This window comes from Puniceibacterium antarcticum (assembly GCF_002760615.1).
GTDB lineage: Bacteria > Pseudomonadota > Alphaproteobacteria > Rhodobacterales > Rhodobacteraceae > Puniceibacterium > Puniceibacterium antarcticum.
On record NZ_AWWI01000121.1, the window covers coordinates 106,517 to 124,646 of the forward strand.

Consider the following 18,130-nt stretch of genomic DNA (forward strand, 5'->3'; position numbering starts at 1 on the left):
TGTTGACGCTGTCAGGATGCGCTTATTCCCGCTCTGGGCAATCGTCACCCAAGGGTGTGCCGTCGTAGGCCTTGTCGCCGCATTCGTTGATTTCATGCCAGATGTAGCCGTGACCATCCTGTGTGACGGCCACAACGCGGTCAATGCCATAGGTGATGTTGCGCTGACCGGTAAAGGCCACCGCGCGTCCCGCGGCCAGATCTTCACCGATGGCCTCGGCATTGAAGCAGTCGAACCAGCTGGGCGCAACGCGCGGCTCTGCCCCGGGATACAGCTTGTAGGTGTCGCGCAACTGGTCAGCGGGCGAGGGGGTTGTGAAACACGCGCGATACCGGATGGGCGAGGAATCTGCATCGATGGCGCGGAAATCCTCGTAAAGGATTGTCTCTGGCAGGCCCGACACCATGCCCGTCAGCTGGACATCGTCGGTGCCGGTGGCTGTAACTTCGTAGTAATAGGCATAGACCTGCGTGTAATAAAGCAATCCGCCTGCGAAAAGTGCCGTGACCACAATGAAAGCGACCATGATCTTGCCAGTGATGTTCTGCGCCAAGGTCTATGTCCAGTTCAGTTTGATCGCGACGGGGCAGTCTGCCATCAGGCGGCCCAGCCGCCAGCCGGCGTTGTGACGAAAGCATCTGCACAGCGTTTTGCCAGAGTGCGGACCCGCCCGATATAGGCCTGCCGTTCAGTGACGGAGATCACGCCACGCGCGTCGAGCAGGTTGAAGAGATGCGAGGCCTTGATGCACTGGTCATAGGCCGGGTGGGCCATGACGATACGTTTGCCGGTCTTGGGGTCCTCTGCAGCCTGATCCAGAATGCGTGCACATTCCGTTTCAGCATCGATGAAATGCTGCAGCAGGATCGCGGTGTCGGCAACGTCGAAATTCCAGCGGCTGTATTCCTCTTCGGTCTGACGGAAGATATCGCCATATGTCAGCGGAATGGGGGAATGCGGATCGTTGAACGGCATGTCCATCACATGGTCGATGCCAAGAACGTACATCGCCAGCCGTTCGAGGCCATATGTCAACTCGCCCGAAACCGGGTGACAGTCATGTCCGCCGACCTGTTGGAAATAGGTGAACTGCGACACTTCCATGCCGTCACACCAGACCTCCCAGCCCAGACCCCAAGCGCCGAGCGTGGGGGATTCCCAGTCGTCTTCGACAAAGCGGACGTCGTGCAGCCCCATGTCGATGCCGATTGCCTGCAGTGAGCCCAGATACAGCGCCTGCATATCTGGCGGCGAGGGCTTCATCAGCACCTGGTACTGATAGTAATGCTGAAGGCGGTTTGGGTTTTCACCGTAGCGCCCGTCGGTGGGACGTCGTGAAGGCTGCACATAGGCCGCAGCCCAGGGCTGCGTGCCCAAAGAACGGAGCGTCGTGGCCGGGTGAAACGTGCCAGCCCCGACCTCCATATCATATGGCTGCAGGATCGCGCAGCCCTTGGCCGCCCAATAATTCTGCAGCCGCAGAATGATTTCCTGAAAGCTGCGCGGTTTGCCCGCATTTGTTCCGGTGGTCTGGTCCATGCGAAATGCCCCGAGATGCGTTTCCGACTGCTTAGGCTTTAGGCGGGCGGGGGTCAATTGCACCACTCGCCATATTTTGACCCATAGGGGATGTGGCCCCAACAATATTTGGATAAGAGCAGGGAAACAGGCAATTGGTTCGGGGAAGACGACGGTATGACACGATTGGTGATGGCGCTTCTGGCGGCCGTTTTTCTGACGGCCCAAGCGGTTGTCGCGCAGGATGCGACCTATATCCAAATCGAGGCGCAGCCGGCGCTTGTCCGGGCCGAGCAGAGAGCACGGGATTATTCGTCATACTTGCGGGATGTGAACGGCTTTGCGCTCAACAACGGATGGTACGGCATCGCGCTTGGGCCTTATGACCGGGCCGAGGCCGAGGCCCGCCTGCGTCAGCTGCGCATTCAGGGGCAGATCCCGCAGGACAGCTATGTTGCCGGTCCCGATTTTTTCGGGCGTCAGTTCTGGCCTGTGGGCGCTGCAGGCGTCGCAGGTCAGATCACAACTGATCCGATCACCGAAACGCCGCTGGACCAGGTCCCCGATGCGGGCCAGTTTCCTGACTCTGGTCAGCCGGCTGATGCCGCTATCACAGAGCCGCTGTTCGTGGAGGAAACCCCGAGAGAGGCCGCTGCTGGTGAAGCGCGGTTGAACAGCCGTGAGCGGGAACAGCTGCAGATCGCGTTGCGGTGGGCGGGCTTTTACAATTCCGGCATTGATGGCGCATTCGGTCAGGGCACACGCAATTCCATGGCAGCCTGGCAGCAGGCGAACGGCTATGAGGAAACGGGCATCCTGACCAGTCGTCAGCGCGCAGCACTGCTGGGCGAGTATAATGCCGTGCTTGACGGTCTGGAGATGCGTCAGATCACCGACACGCGTTCCGGCATATCGATCCAGATGCCGACAGGGGTTGTGGCCTTTGACACCTATGCTGCCCCCTTTGTGCGCTATGAGCCGACCGGGGATTTGCCGGTGCAGGTTTTTCTGATCAGCCTGCAGGGCGATCAGAGCACCCTGAACGGGCTGTATCAGATCATGCAGACGCTGGAAATTGTGCCACTTGAAGGCGCGCGTGAACTGCGGCGCGATGGATTCACGCTGAGCGGGACAAATGCGCGAATCGTGTCCCACACCGAGGTTCGGCTGGAGAACGGGCAGATCAAAGGCTTTACCCTTGTCTGGCCATCCAATGACGAAGAGCGGCGCACCCGGGTTTTGCAGGCGATGCAGGCGAGTTTCGAAACCATTCCGGATGTGCTTGAGTCAAGTGCGCGACCTGGCACAGAGCCTTCGGTCGATCTGCTGGCGGGACTGCAGATCCGCCAGCCCAAGGGCACGGCATCGGGGTTTTACGTCGATGGCGTCGGCACCGTCGTGACGGCGCGGGAAGCTGTGCAGAGTTGCGGGCGGATCACGCTTGAGGATCAGTATGACGCGCGGGTTTTGGCTGAGGATGCGGCGACGGGCGTGGCCGTCTTGCGCACTGACAAGACGCTCGCGCCGCAATCTGTGGCGGCGTTCCGCTCTGGTCTGCCGCTTTTGAAATCCGAGGTGGCGGTGTCGGGCTATTCCTTTGGCGGCGTGCTGAGCGCGCCGACGCTGACCTTTGGCACGCTGGAGGATGTTCGCGGGCTTGCGGGGGAAGAAAACATACAGCGGCTGGCGCTTGCTTCGCTGCCCGGCGATGTAGGCGGTCCGGTACTTGATGCCGGTGGATCGGTGCTGGGAATGCTGTTGCCCCGCGAGGACAGCAACCGGCAATTGCCCGAAGACGTGAGCTTTGCCACCGGGGCCGATGAAATACAGGCGCTGCTGACCCGCGCCGGTCTGCGCGCCACGGTCGCGCAGGGCGGCGCTGACCTTGCACCCGAGGATCTGACGGTGCTGGCTGTGGGCATGACTGTGCTGGTCAGCTGCTGGGAGTGATCGCAACTTTTCGTTTGGATCTGGGGGTGGCGGGTGCGCTGCCCCGTCGCCCTGATGGGCGGCCCCCGGCGTATCTCGAAAGAAAGGTAAGCTGGACCGGCTTAGCGTGCTGCGGGGAACAGCCGCAGGAGAGCGCCCCACTGGCTGATGGCGACCCCCATCAGGATCAGCGCCAGTGCCGCCAGCAGACTGGCGCGCATCGGTTCCCCCAGCAGCAGCACGCCCAAAAGAACGGACCACATCGGCACCTGATAGTTGGTCAGGCTCATGAACACTGGGCCGGCGCTGCGGATCACCAGCACCCGCAGCATGTTTGCAGCCGCAGTCGGAATCAGCCCCAAAAATAATAGCACCAGAAGCGTCTGCGCCGGGGGGAGCGGTGGCGGGCCTTCGGCGACCCAGGCGGTGGGAATGACCATCAGCGTGCCAAAAATCAGAGGTACGGTGGCGATGCCGATCGGATCCATCGGCGGCAGACGGCGCATGACAACCGCGCTGACCGCATAGCAGCAGGCAGCTCCAAGGCAGGCAAGGCGCCCGAGCGGTTCAAGTGTGGCGCCGCTGGACTGAAACGCCTCGGCACCGATCAGCAAGGAAACTCCGGCAAAACCAATGAGGAACCCGGTCGTTCGGCGCAGTGTCATGCGCTCTCCTGGCAGAAAGACATGCGCCAGAGGCAGGACCATCAGCGCGACGGCGGCCATGCAGACCCCTGCAAAGCCCGAGGTGACATATTGCTGACCCCAGCCCAGAAGGGTGAAGGGCAGCGCCGAGGACAGCAGACCGATCAACGCCAGTCGCCCCCATGGCCTTGCCCTGCTCAGGAACAGGGGAAATCCCCGCAGCGACCAGAACATGAGCATCAGCAGCATGGCAAAACTGATCCGTGCTGCCGCCAGCCAGAACGGGGTGATGCCGCGCAGGGCAACTTCGATCACCACAAAGGTGCTGCCCCAGACCAGGCCAAGACTGACCACCATGAGCCAGCTTGTCCTGCTGATCTGGGGAAGGGGCGTTGCGTCCGTCTGCATTTGTTTTGACCACCAGGCTTGCCGATTGGGGCATCAGCCGTTGCGGATGCTTGTCCTTTTCGCCTCTACCATTACCTTTGGGGAAGTTTGAATGGAGGAAATCATGTTTTACATTCTGCCGATCTTTATCCTCATCGTTCTGCTGGGCTGGTGTGTTTACCAACTGAAAAACGACATGTGATTGGGATATCGCAGCCTTCCAGAGCCGAGATCTGGATAGCGGTGTCGACGCTTTTTGAAATATCAAAGGCCCTGACGTTTGAACGTCAGGGCCTTTGTCATGCGGTAAAGTGGGATCAGCTTGCGGTGCTGCGCTGTGCGGTTGGCAGCGGGCCTGGGGTGGGCCTATTGCGTGGGCGCAACAGGGATTGCAGCTTCGCATGTCCCCACGCCACGACAAAAAGCGCGCCTACGGACAGAAGAAGCAGCAGGTTGTCCCAGAATGCATGGAGTTCCCGCCCGGTCATGGCCCACATGATGATGTATGTCAGCACCACATGGGCGGCGAAGACCTGCAGCGAATGCTGGCCCAGAAACACAAGCGGACGCCGCGTGAACAGCCAGCCGATCCCGTGGCCGAGCGCGGAAAGCACGCGGTTGCCGCTGGTCGGGCCAGCAACAAGCAACCAGCTGATCACGAACAGGTCGAGCAGGAAGTTCGCGAGATAGACGATGTGCATGTTGCCCCTATCGATCTGGCTCCACAGTGTGCTGCGCAGATCCTTTTCGATCCAGCCAAGGCTCATGGCGCGGTCGAAAATCGCGAAGGCCACCATTCCGGCCACCGCCAGCCAGAAGACCGGGCGCATATGAGGATCACGCAGGAAAGAGGTATCAAGCCGGTCGCGGGCAAAGAGAAAACCCAGGAACAGGCCGAGAAAATAGAGTGTCTGCCAGCCGAAGACGTTGAAATAGATGCCGATATTGATGCCGTGACCTGCATCCTTAAGCGCAGATTCCACTGGAATCTGTGCGGCATCCGGTAGACCAGATTGTGCAAGAAGCCAGGCTGCAACGCAGGCGAGAGCCCACCATTTTGCCCAGCCCCTGTGAAATGCCAAAAGCGCGAAGGGCGTGAGCAGCATCAGCCAGATGTAAAGCGCGAGGATGCCCATGTGAAGTGATCCTGTCACCAGCATGAGTGAGGCAAGAGTAAAGACAACGGGGTCGTCGACATATTGATCGAGTACAGATGGCTCCAGTCCCCATGCGGCAAGTCCGAGGGCGACGGCACAGAAGGACAGGATCATCGCTGCCTGATAGGTGTATATCGTGCGGATGCGCCGCATCACGGCGATACCCATGCCCCCAGGACCCTTGCGATCAAGCGTTTTGGTATAGACCAGCCCCACCACAAACCCCGATATAAAAACAAAACCCTGCGCATCCTCGACCCAGCCCAGCATGTGATGGTTGTAATTGCCCATCACAGCGTCAAACGACCCATTCACATGAGCAATCATCATGAAGAGGAGAAAGAATCCCCGGAATCCGTCAAGCAGTGTTAGGCGCATATCCATCTCCTCTTGCCCCAGTCCGGGGATCTGCGGGCTTACATGGAAGAAGAATGCGCGAAAGCCTAAATTGTGCCCTGCGCCCGCGATCTTTTGTAGATTTAGGCGGAGGTTTGCCGAAATAGCCCTGTTTCATGTCTGAAATAGGGACGTGAGAGGCGCACGGGGGCCCAAGTTGTACCGTCGCCCCGGGAACAACCCTAGCGTTAGAGCGTTTGCTGACATTCAAGAACAGGAGAGACCAATGGAAGTAAATTTCATCGTGCCCGTCTTGGCCCTGATGACCATGTTTGCGGTGATCGTGTTTTCGCTTTGGAGCAAGCACAAGACCGAACAGCGCAAGAATGATCCGACAGCGCCCAAAAGCGCGCTGGCATCGGACGGTCCCACCCCGGGTGAAAAGTAACTCGGTTCGGGCCAATAGATTGAAAAAAGGGCGCCCATCAGGGCGCCCTTTGCAGTAGCGGAAATCGGGGTTGCCTTAGTTCTTGGCCTTGTCGACCATCTTGCCGGCCGAGATCCACGGCATCATGGCGCGCAGCTTTTCACCGACCTGTTCGATCTGGTGCTCGTCGTTCAGACGGCGCGTTGCCTTGAAGAACGGCTGGCCGACGGTGTTTTCCTGCATGAAGTCACGCACGAACTTGCCGTTCTGGATGTCGGTCAGAACCGCTTTCATCCGTGCCTTGGTTTCGTCGTAGGGCAGGATGCGCGGGCCCGAAACATACTCGCCATATTCAGCGGTGTTCGAGATCGAGTAGTTCATGTTCGCGATGCCGCCTTCGTAGATCAGGTCCACGATCAGCTTCACTTCGTGCAGGCATTCGAAATACGCCATCTCGGGCTCGTAACCGGCCTCGACCAGCGTCTCGAAACCCATGCGGATCAGCTCGACCAGACCACCGCAGAGAACGGCCTGTTCGCCGAACAGGTCGGTTTCGCATTCCTGACGGAAGTTGGTTTCGATGATGCCGGAACGCCCGCCACCGATGGCCGAGCAATAGGACAGGCCGATTTCCAGCGCTTTGCCGGAGGCGTCGTTGTGAACCGCAACAAGGCAGGGCACGCCGCCGCCTTTGGTGTATTCGCCGCGCACGGTGTGGCCGGGGCCTTTGGGCGCCATCATGATGACGTCTGTGCCGGGCTTGGGCTCGATCAGACCAAAGTGCACGTTCAGGCCGTGGGCGAACGCAATCGCCGCACCGTCCTTCAGGTTGTCATGCACGTATTTTTTGTAGGTTTCGGCCTGCAACTCGTCGGGCATGGTGAACATGATCAGGTCGCACCAGGCTGCCGCTTCGGCAATACCCATGACTTTGAGACCTTCGCCTTCGGCTTTCTTGGCCGAGGGAGAGTCTTCGCGCAGGGCGACGACAACGTTCTTCGCGCCCGAATCGCGCAGGTTAAGCGCATGGGCATGGCCCTGGCTGCCATAGCCGAGAATCGCGACCTTCATGTCCTTGATGAGGTTGATGTCGCAATCGCGGTCATAATAAACGCGCATGGTGTCTTCCTTCCGTGGATTTTTATCCGTTGTTATGCGCCGCACATTACCTTGAACGGCGCGTGTGTGGTTGCGTTTATTTTGCGTATTTGGGAAAGAGAAGAAGGATCATTCGTCAGATTATGGATTTATGAGGGTTTCATGCTTGATGACACCGACCGGCGCATTCTGCGCCAGATGCAGGCGGCCCCAGACGTGACCGGCGCAGAGCTGGCCGAACGGGCAGGGCTGTCGCCTGCGACCCTGTCACGACGCGTCGAGCGGTTGCGCGACACCGGCATTCTGCGCGGCGTGCGGGCCGAGATCGATTGGAAGGTGCTTGGCTATTCGGTCGAGGTGTCCCTGCGCGTCACGCTGGACAAATCCGAGCCGCGCGCCTTTGACGAATTCGCCGCCGCCGCGCGGGTTGTGCCCGAGGTGATCGAGATTCAGACCTTTCTCGGGCAGGTGGATGCGCGCCTGTCGGTGATCGCCCGCGACATGGCGCATTATCAGCAGGTCTATCGCGGGCAGATCCTGACCCTGCCGCACATCACCGATGTGGATGCGCTGATGCATGTGGCGCGGCTCAAGACCGACGAAAGCCTGCCGTTGTGATTGATCTTGATGACACAGACCGCGCGCTGATCCGCGCCTTGGCGCAGGATGCCACGCAAAGCGCCGGAGCGCTCGGGCGCGATCTGGGTCTGTCGCAACCGGCCTGCTGGCGGCGGATCAAACGCCTGCGCGAGGCGGGGGTGTTTCGCGGCCTGCGGCTGGATCTGGACCGCGAGGCGATGGGATTTGGCGTCACGGTGTTTCTGGGGGTAAAGCTCGCCACCAAGGGGCGCGTGTCCTTGCAGGATTTCGAACGCGCCGTCAGCGCCATCCCAGAGGTCCAGACCATCGAACACGTCCTTGGCATTTATGACTATCGCCTGCGGGTGGTCGCGCGCGATATCTCGGATTTCGAACGCGTTCTGCGGCGGCGGATCATGACCCTGCCCGGGATGGGCAACCTCGATGCCAACGTGCTGCTCAGCGAAGAGCGTTTGCCGGGACCTATCTGAGCGCTTAATCTCTTTGCCAAATCGCGGCCAAACGAGTAGCCACTGCGCAACAAAAGGAGATTGCGGATGGCTTTGCTTGATCAGATCGACCCCACGGGGCTGGACGAATTTTCGGTGGTGTTTACGGACCGGTCGCTGAACCATATGTCGGCGGCCTTTCAGAAGGTGATGCGCGACATCTCTGGCATGCTGAAAGAGGTTTATAACGCCGATGCGGTGGCGCTTGTCCCCGGCGGCGGCACCTATGGGATGGAGGCCGTGGCCCGGCAGTTCGGGCGCGACGCCTCCGTCCTGGTCGTGCGCAACGGCTGGTTTTCCTATCGCTGGAGCCAGATATTCGAGGCAGGCGGCTTTGCCGGTGACACCCATGTGATGAAGGCGCGCCAGACCGGTAACGGAGTGCAGGCGCCCTTTGCCCCCGCGCCGATTGACGAGGTCACCGCGCAGATCCGCGAGATCAAGCCGGACATCGTCTTTGCCCCGCATGTGGAAACCTCGGCCGGGATCATCCTGCCCGACGCCTACCTGACCGCGCTGTCGGCGGCGGCGCATGAGGTCGGCGCGCTGATGGTGCTGGATTGCATCGCCTCGGGCTGTGCCTGGGTTGATATGAAGGCAACCGGTGTCGATGTGCTGATCTCGGCCCCGCAAAAGGGCTGGTCGGCCACACCCTGCGCCGGTCTCGTGATGATGTCCGAAAAGGCGGTCGCGCGTCTGGCTGAAACCACATCGGACAGCTTTGCCTGTGACCTGAAGAAATGGCACCAGATCATGGCGGCCTATGAAAATGGTGGCCATGCCTATCACGCAACCATGCCCACGGATGGCTTGCGGTCGTTCCGCGACACGATGATCGAGACAAAGGATTATGGCTTTACTCGCCTGAAAGAGGCGCAATGGGCGCTGGGTACGGCAGTGCGCGAGATGCTGGCCGACAAGGGTGTGAAATCCGTCGCCGGAGAAGGATACGGCGCACCGGGCGTCGTGGTCAGCTACACCGACGACCCCGAAATCCAGTCAGGCCGTGCCTTTGCCGCCAAGGGCATGCAGATCGCCGCCGGTGTGCCGCTGCAATGTGACGAACCCGCCGGGTTCAGCACCTTCCGCCTAGGCCTGTTCGGTCTGGACAAGCTTTATGATGTCGATGGCACCGTCGCCCGTCTGCGCAAGGTCATAGATCAGGTTTTCTAAATCACGAAACCTTTGGGCCGTCCGGCGTATCCACGCGCCGGGCGGCCTTTGCGGCCCCGGTCAGGACGGCGCGTCGACAGATTTGCGCCCGGTTCCCAACCCCACCTGCATCAAGGTCTTGCGCACAGGCTTGAGCGCGTAAAGCGCATCCAGCCCCGCCGCGCGCATATCCCGCAACAGCGGGTCCGACGCCATCGAGGCGCGGTTGAGCAGCGTGATCCCCGCCACCCGTGTGCGGATATCGGCGATCCGCTTGCGGTGATACATGTCCAGCATCGCGGCAGAGCCCAGCGTCTCGCGCTGCGCAACGGCCAGATCCAGCAGCACATCCAGATCCGCAAGGCTCATGTTCAGACCCTGCGCGCCGATGGGCGGCAGCACATGCGCCGCCTCTGCCACCAGCGCGATGCGTTCGCCCGACAGCCGGTTGGCCGCCTGTGCGATGATCGGCCAGAGCCCCCGCTGGCTCGCCAGTGTCAGCACTCCGAACAGCTGGCAGGACCGCGTTGTCATCGCCGCCTCGAACGCCGGGACATCCAGCTGCATCAGCGCATCCGCCTTGGCCGCATCTTCCATCCAGACAATGGCCGAGGACGGGCGCCCGTCCAGATCGGGCAGCGGCACAAAGGTAAAGGGGCCACCGGTGCGGTGAATTTCGGTCGAGACATTTTCATGCGGGATCGGATGTGTGACGGCAAAGGCCAGAGCCTTTTGCCCGAACCGGGTGGTGGTCACCCCGATCTCGGCCGCCTCCCGCATGGGCGAATTGCGCCCGTCCGCGGCGATCACCAGCTTGGTGGTCACGCGGCTGCCGTCGCTCAGACTGACCCGGGCCGAGGCGGTGCGGGTGAACAGTGCGGTCGTGGCCGTGCCGGGGCGGAAATCAACCGTCTGCATACCCTCCAGATGGGCCGAAAGCTCGCGCCGCAGCAGCCAGTTTGGAAGGTTCCAGCCAAAGGGCAGGTCGGAAATATCGCCGGACTCAAAGGATTTGATCACGCGCGGTTCCGGTTTGTCTCCACCGGCATCAACGATGCGCATGACCTCCAGCGGCATGGCATGATTCGCCAGCCGGTCCCAAAGGCCGGCACGTTCCAGAAAGCCGCGCGCAGGCTGCAGAAACGCGGTGCTGCGCAGATCGGCGCCAACAGCTTCGCGCTCGGTCACGGGCGGGGCGGGATCAACGCAAAGCACAGAAAACCCCTGCGCGCCAAAGGCGGCAGCGGCGGTCAGGCCGGCAATTCCGCCGCCTGAAATCACGATGTCATAATCCATAACGACCTCCTGGGTCAGTATCTAGCGCGTCGGCGGGCAGGGGCACTGCAACATCGCGCCGCATCCATCCTCAGGTCAGGCGGGCCAGAAACGCGCCCAGATCATCGGTGTGATACTGGATGTGGTCGGCCTTTACCGCCGTGGGGGCCACATGCACCGTGCGCATCCCCATGGCATGAGGTTCGGCAAGGTTGCGCACATCATCCTCGAACATCGCCGCAGAGAGGGGGTCGACACCGTCACGGGCAAACACAGCCTCGAACGCGGCGCGTTCGGGTTTGGGCGCAAAATCCGCATGTTCCACGCCATATAGCGCGTCAAACGCCGCATCGAGTCCGCGCGCCTTGAGCACTTGTGCGGCATAGGGCGCGGTGCCGTTGGTATAGACGATCTTGCGCCCCGGCAGGGCCGCGATCAGGCTGGCCAGATGCGGATCGGGATCCAGCGCGTCAAAGGTGATGTCGTGCACGTCCTGCAGGTAGGGTCCGGGATCGACATCATGTTCGCGCATCAGCCCGGCCAGAGTGGTGCCATAGGTGCGCCAGTAATGACCGCGCAGAAAATTGGCACGCTCGTGGTCCACGCCAAGCGCCTGCATGACAAAGCGGGTCATGCGCACCTCTATCTGGTCGAAAAGCCGCGCGGCAGGCGGATAGAGGGTGTTGTCCAGGTCGAACACCCATGTGCGGACATGTGAGAAGCTTTGCTTGATCATGATCTGACGCTATCCCCCGTCGCAAGATGGTGCAATTGCAGATAGAGTATTAGTCGGCATCAATGTGAAAAGCTTTAAGAAAACGCAGACTGACAGTCTGGCCCGGCCGGTCTTGCCCAGAGGGTGTACGGTGGATTGGAATGATGGGTGCGCTTGATTGACGACGGGCGGGGGGGCTATCTTGGCCCGATGGAAAAAGGACAGCGCATGAGCAACATAAAGCCGCAGCAAAAGGACGCCTACAGGCTGATCCTCGAAGCGATCGACGTGGGCGTCTACAAGCCCGGTGACCGGCTGGTGGAAAGTGACCTCGCCGAACGGTTCGGCGTCTCGCGCACGCCGATTCGCGAGGCATTGCAACGGCTTGAAACGCAGTCTTTGCTTGCACGCGACGGGCGGTCGCTGATCGTCGCCTCGCTGGATCACAACCAGATGGCCGAGCTTTATGTGGTGCGCACCGAGCTTGAGGGGCTGGCCGCGCGACTGGCGGCGCGGCATGCCACCGAAGAAGAGATTCAGGTCCTGCGTGAAATGGTCGACGATGATCGCGCATTGCTGCAAAATCCACCGGCGCTCGCGCGGGCGAACCGGCGGTTTCACCAGCAGATCCACCTTGCGTCCCACAACCGGTATCTGGTGCAGCAGCTGGATCTGGTGCACCGGTCAATGGCACTGATGGCGACAACCTCGCTCGCCGCGCAGGGACGAGGCGAAATTGCGCTGGCCGAACATATGGCCATTGTGGATGCGATCACCAAACGTGACGAGGCCGCCGCCTATCGGGCGCTGCGCGACCATATCTCGGTCGCCTTTGTGACGCGGCTGAAGCTGGACAGCCGGTCCAAGAGCTAGGTCACGGGACGGTCCGCCCAGGCGTGGTCGGGCGGAGAGTGGCCATGCGCTGTCTTGTCCCAGTAGAAGGGTTTAACCAGCAGCTCGTAGAGCCCCTTGTAGGCCGCGATGACGCCGAGCGGAAAATAAAGCAGCATCGTCGGCACCCAGAGCAGCAATCCGTCATGCGGGCTGCGCGCCACTGCGGCGAGGCTGACGAGCAGTGATATCGCTTCGGAGGTCAGGAAGATCGCCGTCAGCGCCACCATCTGCGGAGGATCTAGGAGATCACCCAACGGGTGGGACAGCCCGAGCAGCACCAGCCAGAACGACCAGAGCACCGGGGCGAGCAGGAATTGCAGAATCGCCGTCAGAAACAGCATCTGAAAACCAAGGCAGCGCCAGAACCCGAGTTCGCGCAAAAGGCGGCCCGGATTGCGCATGTGGACGGCGTAGGTGATCATGTACCCCTTCAGCCAGCGCGAGCGCTGCTTTATCCAGGGCCAGAAGCGATTGTTGGCCTCTTCCCGAGTGACGGTGGGCAAGAGTTCGGTGACATAGCCATAGCGTGCCAAGCGAATGCCGATATCCGCATCTTCGGTTACGTTATGCGCGTCCCAGCCGCGCACCCGTTCCAGCGCTGAACGGCGAAAGAACACGGTGGTGCCGCCAAGGGGAATGGCAAATCCCAGCCGGGCAAGCCCGGGCAGCAGAATGCGGAACCAGGTGGCGTATTCGATGGCAAAACAGCGCGAAAGCCAGTTGGCATGCGGATTGTAGAAATCGAGGATGCCCTGAAGGCAGGCCACACGATCTGGTGTCCGGGCAAATCGGGCGACGACGCGGTCGATCTGATTCGCGGCGGGCGCATCTTCGGCGTCATATATCCCGATGATGTCCCCACGGCAAAACCTGAGCGCATAGTTCATGGCGCGCGGCTTTGTGGTGATGCTGCCTTGCGGGACTTCGATGATCCGCATCCAGGGCGGGAATTGAGCGCGGTCCAATGAAGCGCGGGTCTGCTGGTCTTCGGCTTCCAGCACAAGAACTACGTCCAGCAATGCCTTGGGATAGCTGAGCCGGTTGAGGCGGGTGATCAGCGTAGCCGCAATATCCTGTTCGCGAAACAAGGGCACCAGCAGTGCCACGGTTGGCCTGCGCTGGTTTGGCGGAGATTCATTCGGTTCAAATCTGGGGGTGGGGGCGAGCAGGGCTGCAACCTTGAGCCCCTGCGCGATCAGCAGGGTCACAATCGCCAGTAACAGGACCGCGTCAAAGAAAAGGGCGGGCATCATGATCAGTGCGGACAGACACATGACCGCAATCCCCCCGCCGATCAGCCCGCGCCGCAGGGTCACCCGGTTGATGTCGCGACAGCTTTCATCTTCTGGTAACTGGGTTTCGGCCCGGACGGCAAGGTCGCGACCATGTTGCGCAACGATCAGCGCCTGAATGTCCGATTCGAGCGCGAGCGCCATCACCACCGGTCCAATGGTCGCAGACAGACGTGGTGCCAGCGTTTGAAACTCTTCGGGGCGGGCGGTCGCGATCACCGTGGTTTCCCCCATGCGCGCCCAGGGCAGCAGGCCGTGTTTGAGGCAGTAGGACGGATCGAGCAGATTCTTGAGCGTGGGATCGGGTGGACTGACAAAGGTATCCAGAAGCGTCACGCCCCAGTGCATTGCCTGCGCCGACAAAACCTGAAGCGGTGTGGCGGTGCCATCCGCGATCAAAATGCGGTCAAGAGCTGTGCCGTCCTGTGCCGCGCAAGCCAGCGCCGCTAGCATGTCTGCGGCGCTGATCTGACCCGACTGGACAAGGGTTGTGCTGATCGGCCGCTGACCGGCGACACCGGCATGGGCAAGGTTGGCCGACACATCGTTCAGAAGCTGTTTGTTCATTCTGATCCCCGTCTGTTGACAGGTTCAGAATGAGGTAAACATGGTTAAAGCTGCGTTAAATTAACGTTCGCTCAATCCTCAGCGCGCATCTGAGAGCTGCTTCATCGACTCTGCGAACCGTTCGAACAGATAGAAACTGTCCTGCGGGCCGGGGCTTGCCTCCGGGTGGTGCTGCACGGAAAACACCGGGCGGTCCTTCACACGGATGCCGCAGTTTGATCCGTCGAACAGCGAGACGTGGGTTTCGAGCACACCTTTGGGCAGGGTCTGGCTGTCGACGGCGAATCCGTGGTTCATCGAGGTAATCTCGACCTTTCCGGTTTCAGTATCCTTAACGGGGTGGTTCGCTCCGTGATGGCCGTGATTCATCTTTATCGTGCTGGCGCCAAGAGCGAGCGCGAGCATCTGATGGCCCAAGCAGATGCCAAAGACCGGAAGGTTGCGGTCCAGAATGCCCTTGATCGTCGGCACGGCATAGACACCGGTGGCCGCCGGATCACCGGGGCCGTTGGACAGGAACACGCCGTCAGGGTTATGGGCCAGTACTTCTTCCGCTGTGGCAGTGGCGGGCAGCACGGTCACATCACAACCGGCCGAGGCAAGGCAGCGCAGGATATTGCGTTTTGCGCCGTAGTCTATGGCCACAACCTTGTAACGGGCATCGGTCTGGGGCTGATAGCCCTGCGGCCAGGCCCACCGCATTTCATCCCAGCGATAAGATTGCGCGCAGGTCACATCGCGGGCGAGGTCCAGCCCGGTGAGACCGGAAAAGGCCCGTGCCTTTTCCACCAGCGCGCCGATGTCGAAAACGCCATCGGGATTGTGCGAAAGGGCTACATGCGGCGCACCCTGCTGCCGGATCGCCCGGGTCAGGCGACGGGTGTCGATGCCGCCGATTGCGATGCGCCCGCGCGACGTCAGCCAGTCCGACAGCTGCGAGACCGCGCGCCAGCTCGAGGATTGTGTCGGCATCCATTTGACCACCATGCCGGCCGCGACCGGATCCGCGGTTTCGTCATCTTCGGGGTTCACGCCGACATTGCCGACATGCGGGAAGGTGAAGGTCACGATCTGCCCGGCATAAGACGGATCGGTCATGATCTCCTGATAGCCGGACATGGAGGTATTGAAGCAGAGCTCTGCGACCGTATCGCCAGTGGCGCCGAAGCCCTGTCCGTAAAAGATCGTGCCATCAGCGAGGGCGAGGCAGGCGGTGGGTTTCCGGATCTGGGCGAGGGACATGGGCGGGCTCCTGTCGGGCGGCAAACTTTCGCATGTCTAAAGGGCGGGCGGGGCAGGGTCAAGACCCGGCCTGCCTATCCGATTTCCCCTGAAAACAAGGGGTTGCCGCAGCGTCTGGCTGGTTGTGCCGGTCTTTGGATTCGCTTAGGGTCCTAGCTTGGAAAATCTCGGGGATGAAATGGTCATGGAACTGCGGACGCGGATCACGACGGCGATGAAACAGGCAATGCGGGACAAGGCGGTAGACCGTCTGTCCACGGTGCGCCTGATCAATGCGGCAATCAAGGATCGCGATATCGCGGTGCGGATGGAGGGCAATGACGACGGTGTCGCGGACAGCGAAGTTCTTGCCATCCTTGGCAAAATGGTCAAGCAGCGGCGCGAAAGCGCGAAGGTCTATGAAGAGGGCGGGCGGCTGGATCTGGCCGAGCGCGAGCTGGCTGAGATCGAGGTGATCGAGGAGTTTCTGCCCAAGAAGCTGTCTGACGCTGAGGTCGCGGCCGCAGTGGATGCTGCGGTTGCCGAGGTCGGCGCGGATTCGATCCGCGACATGGGCCGGGTGATGGCAGTGCTGAAGGGCAAATATACCGGACAGATGGATTTTGCCGCGGTGGGCCCGATGCTGAAGGATCGTTTGTCAGCGGGCTGAGCGGCGCCCCTGACGCGGCATTCAAGCGGGGGGGAAGGAGGGGGCCAGCCCCCGCCGCCTGTCGGCGACTCCCCCGGGATATTTAAGGACAGGTGAAGCCGGGGGCTCCTCATGGGGTGGGGAAGTCCTGCGCGATGGCGAGCAGGGTTGCCGGGTCCGTTATTTTAAAGCGGTCGACGAAACGGGTTTTGAACCCGACCCGGCCCCGGCGCGCTCCAAAGTTTTCCCCGTGGTTCAGCACATAGAGGACCGAAGGGCGTGACAGCGGTGTAAGCGTCTGGCCCGCCAGCCCGGCGAGATAGGGAAACATGCGGTGTTCGTGCTGGGTCATGCTGCGCAGGAAGGCCGCGCTTTGCGGCAGGTCTGGGTCATGAAACAGCGCCGTGCAGGAGCCGCAGAGTTTCCAGAAAGGTTTGCGCAGGGGCGCTGACAGGTCGGGGGCGTCGGCCAGTGCAATGGCGCCGGTCGCAGCGTCCATCACATAGCCTGCGCGCACCAGATACCCGCCCGGGGACTGACGTTTGAGCATCTCGGCCACTGTGGCCTGACGCAGCAGATCATCGGCATCAAAGCTGATCACATAGCCTGGTTTCAGCGACATCTTTGGCAGGTGGTCGTACAGGGCAGCGAGCTTGCGCCATTTGTCATTGCCCGGGGTCGGATCGCTGAAGGGCAGATGGGTGATCCGTGGATCATCCGGAAGCGGCGGTTTCTGCTGGCAGCAGATCACGGCGCGCCAGCTGGGATCGGATTGATCCATCAGGCTTTGCAGGGTCTGGTTTAACCGGGCGGTGACCGCATCCCAATCGCCCACGTGGTCGGGGCTGACCAGCGGGATGAGGAAGGTCACGGTTTCTGCGTGGGAGCGGGTCCGGCCCTTTTGCGCGATGCGCAGGTCCAGTGCGGCGCGTTCGGAGGGCAGCAAAGCCTCACCATGGCGCGACAGGCGGGGACCGAAGACGCAGACAGCGGCGCGAAGGGCTGTGCGTTTGAGTTTTGGCGCGGCGGGGGCCTGGGCCATCAGAACAGTGCTTTCAGCATCGGGTCAGCGCCCATGGGTTTGCGACAGGTGGCGCAGGCGACTGGAGAGATCGCTGTAAAGCGTCTTGCGTTCGTCTTCGGAAAGGAAGGCGCCAATCTCGACCTCGCGGCCGGAGCCGGACAGGGTCACGTAATAGGGTACAGGCCCGCCGCCTTCGTGCAGGGCGACGCGGGCCCAGTAGGTGTTACAATGCCATTCCTGCTCTGGTCCGCGCGGATTTTTTCGCACGAGGTGCAGATCCTGGGACGTGAGGGTGAGAACTTCAAGGATCTGGCGGTCGCGATCGTTGCGGCGCAGGGCATAGTACATGCCGCTGAGCGCAATCAGCAGAAACGGCAGCAGCGCCCAGAGAAGGGATGTGCCGAGAAGGACGAAGAGCGGAATCGTGGCCATGGTGAAAGTGGCGAGGATGAAGGCAGCAAAGCCTTTGGGCGGCAGGGATTGATGCGGCCAGAGCCGCAGTTCAATTGCCGTTGCAGCGGGGTCGGATGTTGTCCAGTCATAAGGCATGTTGACCTGTTTCTAAAGCGTTTCGATTTCACTTTGAAGTACCAAGTATGGCCAAACGTGTCTGAGCCAAGGGCGCAAGGCAGCGATAGTAGCTACAGCGTCGGATCGAAACGCCGCAGCCTCTGTGCGGGGTGTGTGAAACGGGGAGATTGGCGCAGCCCCGGCAGGGGCGGAATGTTCAATTTATGTATATTTTCGCAAGCTTTGC

18 protein-coding genes are annotated in these 18,130 nt (G+C 61.1%); 7 read left to right on the plus strand and 11 right to left on the minus strand.

Features of this window, described 5'->3' with window-relative positions; genetic code table 11:
- Positions 1–22: 22 nt before the first annotated feature.
- Positions 23–526 (minus strand): DUF6446 family protein, encoded by a 504-nt coding sequence (locus tag P775_RS17530; protein ID WP_099912437.1) that lies wholly within the window; start codon positions 524–526, stop codon positions 23–25.
- 71 nt (positions 527–597) lie between these two features.
- A complete protein-coding gene (locus P775_RS17535; protein ID WP_099912191.1) occupies positions 598–1,539 on the minus strand; it encodes a glycine--tRNA ligase subunit alpha in 942 nt (313 codons plus the stop codon).
- Between the two features lie 156 nt (positions 1,540–1,695).
- Here P775_RS17535 and P775_RS17540 point away from each other — a divergent pair, with 156 nt between their 5' ends.
- Positions 1,696–3,468: a serine protease gene (locus P775_RS17540; RefSeq protein WP_099912192.1), complete on the plus strand. Its 1,773-nt coding sequence runs from the start codon at positions 1,696–1,698 to the stop codon at positions 3,466–3,468.
- Positions 3,469–3,569: 101 nt separating this feature from the next.
- On the opposite strand, the gene P775_RS17545 is transcribed toward P775_RS17540, so the two are convergent.
- Positions 3,570–4,499 (minus strand): DMT family transporter, encoded by a 930-nt coding sequence (locus tag P775_RS17545; protein ID WP_245875744.1) that lies wholly within the window; start codon positions 4,497–4,499, stop codon positions 3,570–3,572.
- A 296-nt stretch (positions 4,500–4,795) separates the two neighbouring features.
- Positions 4,796–6,013: an OpgC family protein gene (locus P775_RS17550; RefSeq protein WP_180287486.1), complete on the minus strand. Its 1,218-nt coding sequence runs from the start codon at positions 6,011–6,013 to the stop codon at positions 4,796–4,798.
- A 244-nt stretch (positions 6,014–6,257) separates the two neighbouring features.
- Here P775_RS17550 and P775_RS28150 point away from each other — a divergent pair, with 244 nt between their 5' ends.
- On the plus strand, positions 6,258–6,419 hold the full coding sequence (locus tag P775_RS28150) for a hypothetical protein (protein WP_180287487.1): 162 nt from the start codon (positions 6,258–6,260) through the stop codon (positions 6,417–6,419).
- A gap of 75 nt (positions 6,420–6,494) precedes the next feature.
- Here the strand turns inward: P775_RS28150 and ilvC are convergent, their stop codons facing one another.
- The gene (gene ilvC / locus P775_RS17555) at positions 6,495–7,517 is read right to left on the minus strand and encodes a ketol-acid reductoisomerase (protein WP_099912195.1); all 1,023 of its coding nucleotides are present in this window, start codon (positions 7,515–7,517) and stop codon (positions 6,495–6,497) included.
- A gap of 141 nt (positions 7,518–7,658) precedes the next feature.
- Here ilvC and P775_RS17560 point away from each other — a divergent pair, with 141 nt between their 5' ends.
- From P775_RS17560 to P775_RS17570, 3 genes are all read left to right on the plus strand, one after another.
- Positions 7,659–8,114, plus strand: coding sequence for an Lrp/AsnC family transcriptional regulator (locus P775_RS17560; RefSeq protein WP_099912196.1), 456 nt, complete (start codon positions 7,659–7,661; stop codon positions 8,112–8,114).
- A complete protein-coding gene (locus P775_RS17565) occupies positions 8,111–8,566 on the plus strand; it encodes an Lrp/AsnC family transcriptional regulator (RefSeq protein WP_099912197.1) in 456 nt (151 codons plus the stop codon). Before P775_RS17560 ends, P775_RS17565 begins: the two co-directional genes overlap by 4 nt.
- A gap of 66 nt (positions 8,567–8,632) precedes the next feature.
- A complete protein-coding gene (locus P775_RS17570; protein ID WP_099912198.1) occupies positions 8,633–9,757 on the plus strand; it encodes an aminotransferase class V-fold PLP-dependent enzyme in 1,125 nt (374 codons plus the stop codon).
- Positions 9,758–9,817: 60 nt separating this feature from the next.
- On the opposite strand, the gene P775_RS17575 is transcribed toward P775_RS17570, so the two are convergent.
- A complete protein-coding gene (locus P775_RS17575; protein WP_099912199.1) occupies positions 9,818–11,032 on the minus strand; it encodes a UbiH/UbiF family hydroxylase in 1,215 nt (404 codons plus the stop codon).
- A gap of 70 nt (positions 11,033–11,102) precedes the next feature.
- Positions 11,103–11,747, minus strand: coding sequence for a pyrimidine 5'-nucleotidase (locus P775_RS17580; protein ID WP_099912200.1), 645 nt, complete (start codon positions 11,745–11,747; stop codon positions 11,103–11,105).
- 207 nt (positions 11,748–11,954) lie between these two features.
- Between P775_RS17580 and P775_RS17585 the strand changes: the two genes are divergently transcribed.
- A complete protein-coding gene (locus P775_RS17585) occupies positions 11,955–12,599 on the plus strand; it encodes a GntR family transcriptional regulator (protein ID WP_099912201.1) in 645 nt (214 codons plus the stop codon).
- Here the strand turns inward: P775_RS17585 and P775_RS17590 are convergent.
- On the minus strand, positions 12,596–14,479 hold the full coding sequence (locus P775_RS17590; protein WP_245875745.1) for a glycosyltransferase family 2 protein: 1,884 nt from the start codon (positions 14,477–14,479) through the stop codon (positions 12,596–12,598). The genes P775_RS17585 and P775_RS17590 overlap by 4 nt on opposite strands.
- Before the next feature lie 78 nt (positions 14,480–14,557).
- The gene (carA, locus tag P775_RS17595; protein WP_099912202.1) at positions 14,558–15,721 is read right to left on the minus strand and encodes a glutamine-hydrolyzing carbamoyl-phosphate synthase small subunit; all 1,164 of its coding nucleotides are present in this window, start codon (positions 15,719–15,721) and stop codon (positions 14,558–14,560) included.
- Positions 15,722–15,905: 184 nt separating this feature from the next.
- On the opposite strand from carA, the gene P775_RS17600 reads away from it, so the two are divergent.
- Positions 15,906–16,370, plus strand: coding sequence for a GatB/YqeY domain-containing protein (locus tag P775_RS17600; RefSeq protein WP_099912203.1), 465 nt, complete (start codon positions 15,906–15,908; stop codon positions 16,368–16,370).
- A gap of 109 nt (positions 16,371–16,479) precedes the next feature.
- On the opposite strand, the gene P775_RS17605 is transcribed toward P775_RS17600, so the two are convergent.
- Entirely contained in the window at positions 16,480–17,391 is a 912-nt protein-coding gene (locus P775_RS17605) for a hypothetical protein (protein ID WP_099912204.1), read from the minus strand.
- 24 nt (positions 17,392–17,415) lie between these two features.
- Complete coding sequence (locus tag P775_RS17610; protein ID WP_099912205.1) at positions 17,416–17,922, minus strand: DUF2244 domain-containing protein; 507 nt, start codon at positions 17,920–17,922, stop codon at positions 17,416–17,418.
- Positions 17,923–18,130 lie beyond the last annotated feature (208 nt).